At 64.9% G+C, this 13519-nt stretch carries 9 protein-coding genes; all 9 read right to left on the bottom strand.

Annotation, left to right across the window (positions count from 1 at the left end; genetic code table 11):
• Positions 1–21: 21 nt before the first annotated feature.
• Complete coding sequence (urtC, locus tag PVE35_RS21655) at positions 22–1110, bottom strand: urea ABC transporter permease subunit UrtC (RefSeq protein ID WP_268179145.1); 1089 nt, start codon at positions 1108–1110, stop codon at positions 22–24.
• Positions 1110–2681: an urea ABC transporter permease subunit UrtB gene (gene urtB / locus PVE35_RS21650; protein ID WP_268179144.1), complete on the bottom strand. Its 1572-nt coding sequence runs from the start codon at positions 2679–2681 to the stop codon at positions 1110–1112. The genes urtC and urtB overlap by 1 nt, the downstream gene beginning before the upstream one ends.
• Before the next feature lie 112 nt (positions 2682–2793).
• Positions 2794–4059 carry an urea ABC transporter substrate-binding protein gene (gene urtA, locus PVE35_RS21645; RefSeq protein ID WP_277372944.1) on the bottom strand — a complete coding sequence of 422 codons (1266 nt, stop codon included), beginning with the start codon at positions 4057–4059 and terminating at the stop codon, positions 2794–2796.
• Between the two features lie 75 nt (positions 4060–4134).
• Positions 4135–4839, bottom strand: coding sequence for a GntR family transcriptional regulator (locus tag PVE35_RS21640; protein WP_268179142.1), 705 nt, complete (start codon positions 4837–4839; stop codon positions 4135–4137).
• An 8-nt stretch (positions 4840–4847) separates the two neighbouring features.
• A complete protein-coding gene (gene atzF / locus PVE35_RS21635; protein WP_268179141.1) occupies positions 4848–6647 on the bottom strand; it encodes an allophanate hydrolase in 1800 nt (599 codons plus the stop codon).
• 280 nt (positions 6648–6927) lie between these two features.
• On the bottom strand, positions 6928–7524 hold the full coding sequence (locus PVE35_RS21630) for a MarC family protein (RefSeq protein ID WP_268179140.1): 597 nt from the start codon (positions 7522–7524) through the stop codon (positions 6928–6930).
• Between the two features lie 41 nt (positions 7525–7565).
• Positions 7566–10346, bottom strand: coding sequence for a hybrid sensor histidine kinase/response regulator (locus PVE35_RS21625; RefSeq protein ID WP_277372943.1), 2781 nt, complete (start codon positions 10344–10346; stop codon positions 7566–7568).
• Between the two features lie 111 nt (positions 10347–10457).
• Entirely contained in the window at positions 10458–11747 is a 1290-nt protein-coding gene (purD, locus tag PVE35_RS21620) for a phosphoribosylamine--glycine ligase (RefSeq protein WP_277372942.1), read from the bottom strand.
• A gap of 111 nt (positions 11748–11858) precedes the next feature.
• Positions 11859–13466 carry a bifunctional phosphoribosylaminoimidazolecarboxamide formyltransferase/IMP cyclohydrolase gene (gene purH, locus PVE35_RS21615; protein ID WP_268179137.1) on the bottom strand — a complete coding sequence of 536 codons (1608 nt, stop codon included), beginning with the start codon at positions 13464–13466 and terminating at the stop codon, positions 11859–11861.
• Positions 13467–13519 lie beyond the last annotated feature (53 nt).

The raw sequence follows: 13519 nt of genomic DNA, 5'->3' as shown, positions 1-13519 counted from the left end.
TTTCCGGGATCGGCGTGGCTCTCATTGATCCTTTTCCTTTTTCAGCAGGCCGACGACACCGCGCGGCAGGAACAGGGTAACGACGATGAACAGGGCGCCCAGAGCGAACAGCCAGTACTCGGGGAAGGCCACGGTGAACCAGCTCTTCATGCCATTGACGATGCCGGCGCCGAGCAGCGGGCCGATCAGCGTGCCGCGCCCACCCAGGGCGACCCACACGGCGGCCTCGATGGACTGGGTCGGTGCCATCTCGCTGGGGTTGATGATGCCCACCTGCGGCACGTACAGGGCGCCAGCCAGGCCGCACAGCACTGCGCTCAATACCCAGATGAACAGCTTGTAACCGCGTGGGTCGTAGCCGCAGAACATCAGGCGGTTCTCGGCGTCGCGCAGGGCGGTGAGCACCCGGCCGAACTTGCTGCGCGCCAGGCGCAGGCCCAGGTACAGGCTGCCCAGCAACAGCACCACGGTGGCCAGGAACAGCGCCGCCCGGGTGCCCTGGGCGGTGATGTCGAAGCCGAGGATGCGGGTGAAGCCGGTAAAGCCGTTGTTGCCGCCGAAGCCGGTTTCGTTACGGAAGAACAGCAGCATGCCGGCGAAGGTCAGCGCCTGGGTCATGATCGAGAAGTACACGCCCTTGATCCGCGAGCGGAAGGCGAAGAAGCCGAACACCAGGGCCAGCAGGCCGGGGGCCAGCACCACCAGGCACAGCGCCCAGAGGAAGCTGGAGGTGCCATACCAGTACCAGGGCAACTCGTTCCAGGCCAGGAAGCTCATGAAGGCCGGCAGGCCATCGCCCGCCGACTGACGCATCAGGTACATGCCCATTGCATAGCCACCGAGGGCGAAGAACAGGCCATGGCCCAGCGACAGCATGCCGGCATAGCCCCACACCAGATCCAGGGCCAGGGCGACGATGGCGTAGCAGAGAATCTTGCCCACCAGGGTCAGGCTGTAGGCCGTCACATGCAGGGGGTGCTCGGCCGGCAGCAGGTGCAGCAGCGGCATGGCTATCAGCACGGCCAGAACCAGCAGGCCGATGGCAATGGAGACCTGCGGGCCGAGTTTGGTGCTGGCACGGGCCAGCAGGGTTTGGTTTGGTGCATTCATCAGTCGATCACCCGTCCTTTGAGAGCGAAGAGGCCTTGCGGGCGCTTCTGGATGAACAGAATGATCAGCGCGAGGATGAGGATCTTGCCGAGTACGGCGCCGATCTGCGGTTCGAGGAACTTGTTCATCACACCCAGGCCGAAGGCGGCCAGCACGCTGCCGGCCAACTGGCCGACCCCGCCGAGCACCACCACCAGGAAGGAGTCGATGATGTAGCTCTGGCCGAGGTCCGGGCCGACGTTGCCGATCTGGCTCAGGGCCACACCGCCGAGGCCGGCGATGCCTGAGCCGAGGCCGAAGGCCAGCATGTCCACGCGGCCGGTGGGCACGCCACAGCAGGCCGCCATGTTGCGGTTCTGCGTCACCGCGCGCACGTTGAGGCCCAGGCGCGTCTTGTTTAGCAGCAGCCAGGTCAGCAGCACGACGAACAGGGCGAAACCGATGATGACGATGCGGTTGTAGGGCAGCACCAGGTTGGGCAGCACCTGTACGCCGCCGGACAGCCAGGCCGGGTTGGCCACCTCGACGTTCTGCGCGCCGAAGGTGACGCGCACCAGTTGAATCAGGATCAGGCTGATGCCCCAGGTGGCCAGCAGGGTTTCCAGCGGGCGGCCGTAGAGGTGGCGGATCACCGTGCGTTCCAGGGCCATGCCGATTGCTGCGGTGACGACGAAGGCGATGGGCAATGCAGCCAGCGGGTAAAGTGCCAGATAGCCGGGGGCAAGTTTCTGGAAGCTCAGTTGCACCACATAGGTGGTGTAGGCACCGAGCATCAGCATCTCGCCGTGGGCCATGTTGATCACCCCGAGCAGGCCGAAGGTGATGGCCAGGCCCAGGGCCGCCAGGAGCAGGATCGAGCCCAGCGACAGGCCGCTGAAGGCCTGGCCGAGCAGCTCGCCGATCAGCAGTTTGTTGTTGATCTGCGCCAGGCTCTGGCGCGCGGCGGTCAGTACCTGGGCATCACTCTCCTGGCCGCCGTCGATCAGCGCCTGCAAGCGCGTGAGGGCCAGTGGGTCGCCGGTCTCACCGAGGCGCTGCACGGCAGCCAGGCGCACGGCCGGGTCGCTGGCGTCCAGTTGCAGGTTGGCCAGAGCGAGGGCCAGGGCGTCCTGCACCTGTTCGTCGGCTTCGATGCTCAGGCGGTTTTCCAGCAAGGGCAGCAGTGCCGGCGGGGTATTGCGTTGCAGTTGCCGGGCGGCGTCGAGGCGCAGGGCAGCATCGTCAGCGAGCAAGCGGTGGCTGGCCACGGCGACGGCAGCAAGGCCGCGCAGGCGGTTGTTCAGGCGCAGTTTGCGAGGCGTGCCGTTGGCAGTGGCATCGCCCGTGGCGGCGAGCCAGATGCCGTCCTGTTCGATGAAGGCGCGTTTGTCGGCATCGCGGCCAACGCGGCCTTGTTGCAGGGCCAGCAGCAGGGGCAGGCGCTCGGCCTTGGGCGCGGCGGCCCAGGCTTGCAGGAGTTTGGCCTGCTGGCTGGAGTTGGCGGCGGCGAAGTCGTCGGCTTCGCCAGCGCCCGCAGCCAATGGCAGCAACAGCAGCAGGCTCAGAAGAATTCGGATCAGGGCAGTGTGCATCAGGTGTGTCCTTGGCGTAGCCCGGATGCAATCCGGGACAACTCTCCCCGGATTGCATCCGGGCTACTTTTGTCCTCTCCCTGCGCGGTCGGCGCAGGGAGGGGCTTTTGCCTCAGTTCGACTTGACCGGGTGATCCGGCTTCTTGTCATTGCCTTCGATGTACGGGCTCCACGGCTGGGCGCGGATCGGGCTCTCGGTCTCCCAGACCACGGAGAACTGACCGTCTTCCTGGATTTCACCGATCATCACCGGCTTGTGCAGGTGGTGGTTGGTCTTGTCCATGGTCAGGGTGAAGCCGCTCGGCGCGTCGAAGGTCTGCCCGGCCATGGCTTCGCGCACCTTGTCGACGTCGGTGGTGCCGGCCTTCTCGACGGCTTGTGCCCACATGTGGATGCCCACGTAGGTGGCTTCCATCGGGTCGTTGGTCACCACGGTGTCGGCGTTCGGCAGCTTCTTGGCCTTGGCGTAGGCTTTCCAGTCGGCGACGAACTTGTCGTTGACCGGGTTTTCCACGGACTGGAAGTAGTTCCAGGCCGCCAGGTGGCCGACCAGCGGCTTGGTGTCGATGCCGCGCAGTTCTTCCTCACCCACGGAGAAGGCCACTACCGGCACGTCGGTGGCTTTCAGACCCTGGTTGGCCAGCTCCTTGTAGAAGGGCACGTTGGAGTCACCGTTGACGGTGGAGACCACGGCGGTCTTGCCGCCAGCGGCGAACTTCTTGATGTTGGCGACGATGGTTTGATAGTCGCTGTGGCCGAAGGGGGTGTAGACCTCTTCGATGTCCTTGTCGGCGATGCCCTTGCTGTGCAGGAAGGCGCGCAGGATCTTGTTGGTGGTGCGCGGGTAGACGTAGTCGGTGCCGAGCAGGAAGAAGCGCTTGGCGCCGCCGCCATCTTCGCTGAGCAGGTATTCCACCGCCGGAATGGCTTGCTGGTTCGGCGCCGCGCCAGTGTAGAAGACGTTCGGCGACATTTCCTCGGCCTCGTACTGCACCGGGTAGAACAGCAGGCCGTTGAGTTCCTCGTAGACCGGCAACACGGATTTGCGCGACACGCTGGTCCAGCAGCCGAAGGTCACGGCCACCTTGTCCTGGGTCAGCAACTGGCGGCCACGCTCGGCGAACAGCGGCCAGTTCGAGGCCGGATCCACCACCACCGGCTCCAGCTTCTTGCCGAGCACGCCGCCCTTGGCGTTGATCTCGTCGATGGTCATCAAAGCCATGTCTTTCAGCGAGGTTTCGGAAATGGCCATGGTGCCGGACAGCGAGTGCAGAATGCCCACCTTGATGGTCTCGGCCGCCTGGATGGTCCAGGACAGGCCCATGGCGGCGATGGATGCGGAAAGGGTGAAGGCCTTGATCAGGCTGCGACGTTGCATGGTGCGTTCTCCATTCTCATCTTGAGTAAGTGGGCAACTCTTTATTGTTCGGCAGTGATGCAAAGGTCATTTGCGTCACCTTTGCACCGGCAGTGCCCGTTGGCGGGCGCTGTGCAGCATGTGCAGGGTGATCTTGTGTACTTGCGCCTTGCTGACCTCAATGTGGGTCTTGAGCAATAGCTGTGCCTCTTCTGGGCGATGGCTGAGAATTGCCGCGAGAATCTGCGCGTGTTCGGCGTAGGTCAGCTCGATACGCGGCGCCTGGGTGAAGTCCAGGCGCCTTAGAATGCGGATCTTCTCGCTGACCTCGCGGTGCACGCGGGCCATTTCCTGATTGCCGGCAGCTTCCATCAGCAGGCCGTGAAAGGCCTCGTCGAGCTGGGCAACTTGGCTGCCGTCCTGCAGTTGCTGTTCTTTGCGCACCATCCAGGTGCGCTCGAGCATCTGCAGTGCAGCGCAATGTTCATCCATGGGGCGCTGGCAGATTCGGCGCACGGCTTCCAGTTCGAGCACGATGCGCAGCTCGTAGAGTTCGTCGAACTGGACGAAGTCCAGCGCCCGCACCTGCCAGCCGCTGCGAAAGTGCACGTCCAGGTAGCCTTCGCGCTGCAGGCGGTACAGGGCCTGGCGCACTGGCGTGCGGCTGGCGGCCATGCGCTCGGCGACTTCACCTTCACTGAAGCGGTCTCCCGGCAGCAGGCGGAACTCGAAGATGTCGTCCTTGAGCCGGGCGTAGATGCGCTCGGCCAGGCTCTGCGGGCGCTCGGCAGTACGTGACATGAGCGGTGTCAGGCCTTGGTACTGGCGATAAAGGCGCGCCAGCCGCCGAAGCTGGTGATGTCACGGGCGCCATCCAGCGCATAGGGCTCGCAGATGAAGCCCTTGACCCAACGACCATCGGCCAACTGCAGATTGCCGATGCCCAAAGGCGGCGGGATCTCCGCGACGAACTCGCCGAAGCGCGCCTGCGGCACGTCCCATAGCTCGACGATGATCTCGGCACCATCGGCAGTGACACGCGCCAGGCCCGGCTTGGGCGGTACGGTGCCGGGCAGGGCATAGAGGCGGTAATGCGCGGCGCTGGTGGTCTGCTCCACCAAGACGGCATCGCGGCTGGTGAGCTGGAAGTTCAGCGGCATGCCGGTCAGGTGGGCGCCGACCACCGCTACGCGGATGCTGCCCGGCGCCGGCTCGGTGCTCGCTGCTTGAGTCGGGAGCGGTTTGCCGCTAGCACCCAGCGGCAGGGCCAGGGCTTGCTGCCAGCGTTGACCGAAGGCGGCCAGCGCCTGGTCATGCCAGGCCGGGGCGAGCAGGGTGATGCCGGCCGGCAGGCCGTCTTCGCGAAAGCCCGCCGGCAGGGCCAAGGCAGACAGGTCGGCGAGGTTGGTGAAGTTGGTGTAAGTGCCGAACTGGCTGTTGTAGAGCACGGGCTCGGCTTGCATCTCGGCCAGGGTGCGAATGGTGGGCGAGGTGGGCACCACCAGGGCATCGAAGCCAGCCAGGGTGTCGTTGATGCGGCGGCTCAGTTCAGCGCGGGTGTATTCCGCCTTGTAGGCATCGCAGGCGCTGTACTGGTGGCCGTTCTCGACGATGCCGCGCACCACCGGGTTGATGTGCGCCGGGTCGATCCCTTCCACTGCCACCGTGCGTTCGGCGACCCAGGAGCCGTAATAGAGCTGCTCGGCCAGTTGCTGGAAGGGGGCGAAGTCGATCTCCACCAGCTCGGCGCCCAGTTCACGCAGTTTGCCCAACGCTTGCTCATAGACCGCCTGGTTCTGGCTGTCGCCGAAGAATTCGGGGTTGGCCGGCACGGCCAGGCGCGGTTGGGGCGGCATGCCGACCTTGGCGCTGTTCGGGTGCTTGCGGCTGTAGGCATCGGCGGCGTCATAGCCGCCAGCGATATTGGCCACGGCCAGGGCATCGGCGACGGTCAGGGCGAACACCGAGATACAGTCGACCGTGCGGCAGGCCGGCACCAGGCCGGTATTGGGCAGCCAGCCCTTGGTCGGCTTGAGCCCGACGATATTGTTGAAGCCGGCCGGCACGCGGCCCGAGCCGGCGGTGTCGGTGCCCAGGGCGAAGGGCACCAGGCCGCGTGCTACCACGCTGGCCGAGCCGGAGCTGGAGCCGCCGCTGACGTAAGCCGGGTCGAAGCTGTTGGGTACTGCGCCATAGGGTGAGCGGGTGCCTACCAGGCCGGTGGCGAACTGGTCGAGGTTGGTCTTGCCGATGAGGATGGCACCGGCGGCGCGCAGGCGCGCCACCACGGTGGCATCGGCTGCGGCGGTGTAGGCGAACTCGGGGCAAGCGGCCGTGGTGGGCCAGCCGGCGGCGTCGATATTGTCCTTGATGGCGAAGGGTACGCCGTACAACGGCAGCTTCCCGATATCGCCGTCGGCGGCTTGCAAGGCGTCTGCCAGGGTCGCGAGCTGGTCATCGAGCTGCGCGTCGCTGGCCAGGGCGATCCAGGCGTTGTCGGCGTCGTCCAGTTCCGCGCGCAGGGCGCTGATCAGCTCGGGAGGTGACTGGCCATCGCGGTAGGCCTGCTGCCATTGCGCGAGGGTGAAGGCGTGAGGTGCGCTATGCATGTGTTGAGATCCCATCTTGTATCCAAGTTGGGATCAGCAGAGCAATGAGGGTGCCAGGTCTGTGCAGGCCTGTATTTTTGGGGATTTCAGGGGCGCGGCAGGTTTTTTGGCGCGAGGCGTTGCACCGAGGCGGGGCTGACCTGCAAGCCAATGGTGCAAGATTTTAGCGGCTGGCGGTGCGCGCAGCGCACCCTACGCTTGCCTGCCTTGTAGGGTGCGCCGTGCGCACCGCTCCCGTTCTATGGTACTGGTGCGCATAGCGCACCCTACACCTGCGGCCTCAAGGCATCAGATAGTTCTTCACCCCGGTGAAGATGATCTGCGCGGCCAGGGCGCAGACGAACAGGCCCATCAGACGGCTGACGATCTGCAGGCCCTGGTCGCCGAGCAGGCGCTCGAAACGGTTGGACAGGTACAGCACCACGCCGACGGTAAGGCTGGCGAGGAGGATCGCCGCCAGCGCCACCAGCTTGTCTTCCCATTGCGGGTGGCTGGCGCCCATCAGCAGCAGGGCACCGATGGTGCCTGGGCCGACGGTCAGGGGGATGGTCAAGGGCACTATGGTCACGTCCTGCTGCACGTTGTCGCTCTGCACCGCCGACTTGCCCTGGGCCATGCCCAGGGCTGAGATGAACAACACTGAGCCGGCACCGATGCGGAAGGCGTCGATGGTGATGCCGAACAGGGTGAAGATGTGCTTGCCGAACAGGTACAGCAGCACGCTGGCGATCAGTACCCCCAGTGCCACCTTCCAGGCCAGGCGCTTGCGCTCCTTGAGGGTGTAGCCACGGCTCAGGCCGATGAAGCAGGAAAGCACGAAGAAGGGGCTGTAGAGCACCAGCAGTTTCAGGTAGAGGCTGAACAACTCGGACGCCATTGGGCAGGCTCGCAGAAAACGTGAAGAGAAAGAATGGACGATCAGTGTGGCTGCGCGTCACGTTGGCGTTGCAGCTCGCGCTCGGCGATCCAGTGCTCGATCAGCTCGCGCAACTGCGACAGCTCCACCGGCTTGGACATGTGCCCGTCCATGCCCACGGCGCGGGCGCGCTCCTTGTGCTCGTCGAGGATATGCGCGGTCAGAGCCACCACCGGGGTGCGTGGGCGGCCTTCGCGGGCTTCCCAGGCGCGCAGTTGCTCGGTGGCGGAGAAGCCATCGAGCACTGGCATTTCGCAGTCCATCAGCACCAGGTCGTAGTGCTTGGCCTTCATCGCGCCGAGGGCTTCCTCGCCGTTGCTGGCGGTGTCCGGTTGCAGGTTGAGCTTGCCCAGCATGCCACGGATGACCTTGGTGGAGATGCTGTTGTCCTCGGCTACCAGGATGCGGAAGTCGGCCGGCACGTTCAGCGGGGCGCTCACCAGGGTCGGTGCGGCCTGGGCTGGGGTGTCGTTGGGACGCTGCGCCAGTTCGTCGGCCAGGGTGGTCTTGAGCGTGTAGCCGGCCACCGGCTTGGCCAGGATGCGCTTGATCCCGGCATTGCGCGCGATCACCTTGCTCGGTGCGTTGCTGATGCCGGTGAGCATGATGATCAGGATGTCGTGATTGAGGCTGGGGTCTTCCTTGATCCGCGCCGCCAGTTGCATGCCGGTCATGCCGGGCATGTCCTGGTCGAGCAGTACCGCGTCGAAGTATTCGCGCATGTGCGCCTTGGTGCGCAGCAGTGCCAGGGCCTCCTTGCCCGAAGGCACGGCGCTGACCTGCAGACCCCAGGCATTGCATTGCTGCACCAGCACCTTGCGGCAGGTGTCGTTGTCGTCCACCACCAGCAGGCGGGCGCCCTGCAGCGGGCTGTCCAGATCGGTTTCCGGCTGCTCCAGGCGGGCCGCGTCCAGCGGCAGGCTGAGCCACAGGGTACTGCCCTGGCTATTGCTGGCCTGGATGCCGAAATCACCGCCCATCATGCGCACCAGTTGCCGTGCGATGATCAACCCGAGGCGACCGCCCAGGCGGGTGGCGGCGAGGAAATCGCGGCTGTGCAGCTCGGCGTTGAGCAGGGCATCGCGCTCTTCGGGCTGCAAGGGGCGGCCGCTGTCCTGCACGGCGATGCGCAGGCGATGCTGGCCATTGCTGCCGTCCAGTGCGGCCACCAGCAGGATCTCGCCCTCGTCGGTCTGCTTGAAAGCGTTGTCCAGCAGGCTCAGCAGGGCTTGACGCAGGCGCGTGGGGTCACCGCTGATGACGCGCGGAACCTGCGGCTGGATGAAACTGATCAGTTCCACGCGCTGCTGCTCGGCCTTGGCGCGGAAGATGTCCAGGCAATCCTCGATCAGCGCGCCGAGGTCGAACTGCACGTCATCCAGCTCGATCTGCCCGGATTCCAACTTGGAAATGTCGAGGATCTCGTTGATCAGGGTGAGCAGTTCGTTGCCTGAGCTGTGGATGGTCTGCACGTAATCGCGCTGCTTGGCCGACAACGGCGTACCCAACAACAGCTCGGTCATGCCCAGCACGCCGTTCATCGGGGTGCGTATTTCATGGCTGATCTTGGCCAGGAACTCGGCCTTGGCGCGCAGTTCGGCGCTGCTGGCGGCCAGCGCGGTGCGGCTGTCGAGGGTGGCAGAGGTGATCTCGCGCTGGCGTTCGGTCAGCGACACGCTGAGGATCAGCCCGGCCAGGGTGGCCACGCTGAATACGCCCAGCACCAGCCAGCCGGGATTGAGCTGCTCGACGCCGAACAGCACGGGCACGAAGAAGCCGAACCCCATGTTGAACACCAGGGTGCCCACCATCACCAGGCGGATCGGCCGATAGCCGGCACGCCAGTGCAGGCTGCTCACCAGCAGCAGATTGAGGGTGCTCAGGGCTACCAGCAGGTAGACCAGCGAACTGAACCAGAACAGCCCGGTCACGGCGATCAGCAGGCCATAGGCTGCCACCAGCAGGGCATTGATCTGCAGCAGGCGGTTGAGTGGGCTGCGCTGAACGTGCGAGCCGTGTACGAAGGACAGACCGAAGGCCAGCACGCAGAAGGCGGCGGACAGCGCGGAAAGGTCGGCCACCAGCGACTGGTTGTAACCCAGTTGCGGCAGCCACTGGGCGAATACGCCGAGGTTGGCCGCCGAACAGATGCCCAGGTTCAGGTTCACTCCTGATAGCCACAGGCTGCTGGCGCTGCGGCTGTAGAGGAAGCGAATGAGGTTGTACAGGGTCAGCAGCAACAGTGCGCCGAACAGCACGCCGTAGAGGTAGGCGGGTTTCTCCAGCCCCACCAGCTCGGCCTGATCCATGATCTTGAACCAGGTCATCAGCGGGTGGTTGGAGGTCAAACGGACATAGGCGACACGAGCCTGCTGGTCGTTGGGCAGCGGCATCAGATAGAAGCGCGAAGGCAGCGGTCGCGACTCCAGCGGCATGGCCTCGCCGGTGTGCAGGTTCTGCTCCAGGTGGCCGTCCTTGAGCAGGTAGTAGTCGAGAAACTGCACCCGCGGCGAGAAGATCCACAGCCAGGTCGGCTCGCTCTGCGCTGGTATCTCGACGCGTAGCCAGACGGCATGGTCGCTGGGTGGGAAGGTGAAGGACTGCTTGGAAAGGGGCTTGAACTGCTGGCGTTGGGCGCGCACTTCGTCGAGGCTCAGATGCGCGCTGCTGTCGACCAGGTAGGACCAGTTATGCAGGCCGGCCTGCCCCTCGGCGCTGGCTGCCAGGGGAAGGGCAAGCAGCACGCTGGCGAGTAGTCCTAGGGCGATCCACAGCCGCTTCACGGGCAAGTTCCTTCTAAATGAGTGGCCGGATTATAGCCAAGCATTTGCCGAAGCGAATACGGCGCAGGCGGCGTTTTTTGCCCCGCCTGCACTGGAACTTCGGAGGCGCGATCAGGTCTCGCCACGCTCACGTGCGATGGCTCGATAGCCGATGTCGTTGCGGTGGAACATGCCGTTCCAGCGAATCTTCTCGGCCAGACGGTAGGCCTGCTGCTGAGCATCGGCGACGCTGGCGCCGATGGCGGTGGCGCAGAGTACGCGACCGCCGGCGGTGACCACCTGGCCATCCTTCAGCGCGGTGCCGGCGTGGAACACCTTGCCGTCGAGCTGGGCAGCCTCGTCCAGACCGGAGATGGTGTCGCCCTTGGCGTAGTCGCCCGGGTAGCCGCCAGCGGCCAGCACCACGCCCACGGTCGGGCGCGGATCCCAGGTGGCTTCCACCTTGTCCAGCGCCTTGGCCAGCGCCGCCTCGACCAGCAGCACCAGAGAGGATTCCAGGCGACACATGATCGGCTGGGTTTCCGGGTCGCCGAAGCGGCAGTTGAATTCGATGACTTTCGGCGCGCCGGATTTGTCGATCATCAGACCGGCATAGAGGAAACCGGTATAGACGTTGCCTTCGCTGGCCATGCCGCGCACGGTGGGGTAGATCACCTCGTCCATCACACGCTGGTGCACCTCAGGCGTCACCACCGGCGCCGGGGAGTAGGCGCCCATGCCGCCGGTGTTGGGGCCGCTGTCGCCATCGCCGACGCGCTTGTGATCCTGGCTGGTGGCCATCGGCAGCACGTTCTCGCCGTCGACCATGACGATAAAGCTGGCCTCTTCGCCATCGAGAAACTCCTCGATCACCACACGCGAGCCGGCTTCACCGAAGGCGTTACCGGCGAGCATGTCGCGCACGGCGTCCTCGGCTTCTTCGAGCGTCATGGCGACGATCACACCTTTACCAGCGGCCAGGCCGTCGGCCTTGATCACGATCGGTGCACCCTTCTCGCGCAGGTAGGCCAGCGCCGGTTCGATCTCGGTGAAGTTCTGGTAGTCGGCGGTAGGGATCTTGTGCCGGGCCAGGAAATCCTTGGTGAAGGCCTTGGAACCTTCCAATTGTGCGGCAGCGGCGGTCGGGCCGAAGATATCCAGGCCGCGCTTGCGGAACAGGTCGACCACGCCTTTGACCAGCGGTGCTTCCGGGCCGACGATGGTCAGTTGCACGTTCTTCTCGGCAAAATCGGCAAGCTGCTCGATGGCCAGCACGTCGATGGCGACGTTCTCGCACTTGGCTTCTACCGCGGTGCCGGCGTTGCCCGGGGCAACGAAGACCTTCTCGACGCGCGGATCCTGCGCCACTTTCCAGGCCAGGGCGTGCTCGCGGCCGCCGCTGCCGATGATCAGTACGTTCATTAAGTCTCTCCTGCGGAGAGAGCTGCAAGCCTCAAGCCTCAAGCTGCAAGTGAAAGCAGGTGGATGCCCGCTCTTGCTTGCAGCTTGCAGCTTGCAGCTTGCAACTCGCTGTTAGTGACGGAAATGGCGCATGCCGGTAAACACCATGGCAATACCGGCTTCGTCGGCCGCCGCGATCACTTCGTTGTCGCGCATCGAGCCGCCCGGCTGGATCACCGCGGTGATGCCGGCCTTGGCGGCGTTGTCGATGCCGTCGCGGAAGGGGAAGAAGGCGTCCGAGGCCATCACCGCGCCCGGTACTGGCAGGCCGGCGTGCTCGGCCTTGATCGCGGCGATACGCGCGGAGTTGACGCGGCTCATCTGGCCGGCGCCGACGCCCACGGTCTGGCGGTTCTTGGCGTAGACGATGGCGTTGGATTTGACGAACTTGGCCACTTTCCAGGCGAAGATCAGGTCGTGAATTTCCTGCTCGCTCGGCGCGCGCTGGGTGACGATCTTCAGGTCTTCTGCCTTGATCATGCCGATATCGCGGCTCTGCACCAGCAGGCCACCGTTAACGCGCTTGAAGTCCCAGCCAGCAGCGCGCTCAGCCGGCCACTCGCCGCATTCGAGCAGGCGCACGTTGGCCTTGGCGGCCACCACTTCACGGGCGGCGGCGGAGATTTTCGGGGCGATGATCACTTCGACGAACTGACGCTCGACGATGGCCTGGGCGGTTTCGCCATCCAGCTCACGGTTGAAGGCGATGATGCCGCCGAACGCCGACTCGGTGTCGGTGGCGTAGGCCAGGTCGTAGGCCTTGCGGATGCCGCCTTCGTCTTCCGGTACCACGGCCACGCCGCAGGGGTTGGCGTGCTTGACGATGACGCAGGCCGGTTTGACGAAGCTCTTCACGCACTCCAGCGCGGCGTCGGTGTCGGCCACGTTGTTGAACGACAGTTCCTTGCCCTGCAACTGCACGGCGGTGGAAACGCTGGCTTCGCCCTTCTTGGCTTCCACGTAGAACGCTGCGCTCTGGTGCGGGTTTTCGCCGTAGCGCATTTCCTGAGCCTTGACGAACTGGCTGTTGAAGGTGCGCGGGAAGGCGCCACGGCCTTCGGTGGACAGGGTTTCACGGGCCTGGTCGATGGTGCCCAGGTAGTTGGCGATCATGCCGTCGTAGGCAGCCGTGTGCTCGAAGGCCTTGAGGGCCAGGTCGAAGCGTTGGGCATAGGTCAGGCCGCCAGCTTTCAGCGCTTCGAGGATGCCGGCGTAGTCGCCGGTATTGACCACGATGGCCACATCTTTGTGGTTCTTCGCAGCCGAACGCACCATGGTCGGGCCGCCGATGTCGATGTTCTCGATGGCGTCGGCCAGGTCGCAGTCAGGCTTGGCCACGGTGGCCTCGAAGGGATAGAGGTTGACCGCCACCAGATCGATCGGCTTGATGCCATGCTCGTCCATCACTGCGCCGTCGAGGGCGCGACGGCCGAGGATGCCGCCGTGGATCTTCGGGTGCAGGGTTTTCACGCGGCCGTCCATCATCTCCGGGAAACCGGTGTAGTCGGCGACTTCCACCGCAGCCACGCCGTTGTCCTTGAGCAGCTTGTAGGTGCCGCCGGTGGAGAGGATCTCGACACCGAGGGCGGCCAGTTCGCGGGCAAACTCGAGGATACCGGTCTTGTCGGAAACGCTGATCAGCGCGCGGCGGACGGGAAGGCGGGTGGTTTGGTCGGTCATAACGATTCCATCAGAGGTTAGCTGCAAGCCACAAGCTACAAGCTACAAGAGCA

The sequence above is a fragment of the Pseudomonas sp. AA-38 genome (assembly GCF_029457475.1).
Lineage (GTDB): Bacteria > Pseudomonadota > Gammaproteobacteria > Pseudomonadales > Pseudomonadaceae > Aquipseudomonas.
This window is presented reverse-complemented; position numbering and strand designations above follow the sequence as displayed.

Bases quoted from the DNA above. Each gene is read 5' to 3' on its own strand.
- urtC (WP_268179145.1), bottom strand. From the start codon at position 1,110: ATGAATGCACCAAACCAAACCCTGCTGGCCCGTGCCAGCACCAAACTC.
- urtB (WP_268179144.1), bottom strand. From the start codon at position 2,681: ATGCACACTGCCCTGATCCGAATTCTTCTGAGCCTGCTGCTGTTGCTG.
- urtA (WP_277372944.1), bottom strand. From the start codon at position 4,059: ATGCAACGTCGCAGCCTGATCAAGGCCTTCACCCTTTCCGCATCCATC.
- PVE35_RS21640 (WP_268179142.1), bottom strand. From the start codon at position 4,839: ATGTCACGTACTGCCGAGCGCCCGCAGAGCCTGGCCGAGCGCATCTAC.
- atzF (WP_268179141.1), bottom strand. From the start codon at position 6,647: ATGCATAGCGCACCTCACGCCTTCACCCTCGCGCAATGGCAGCAGGCC.
- PVE35_RS21630 (WP_268179140.1), bottom strand. From the start codon at position 7,524: ATGGCGTCCGAGTTGTTCAGCCTCTACCTGAAACTGCTGGTGCTCTAC.
- purD (WP_277372942.1), bottom strand. From the start codon at position 11,747: ATGAACGTACTGATCATCGGCAGCGGCGGCCGCGAGCACGCCCTGGCC.
- purH (WP_268179137.1), bottom strand. From the start codon at position 13,466: ATGACCGACCAAACCACCCGCCTTCCCGTCCGCCGCGCGCTGATCAGC.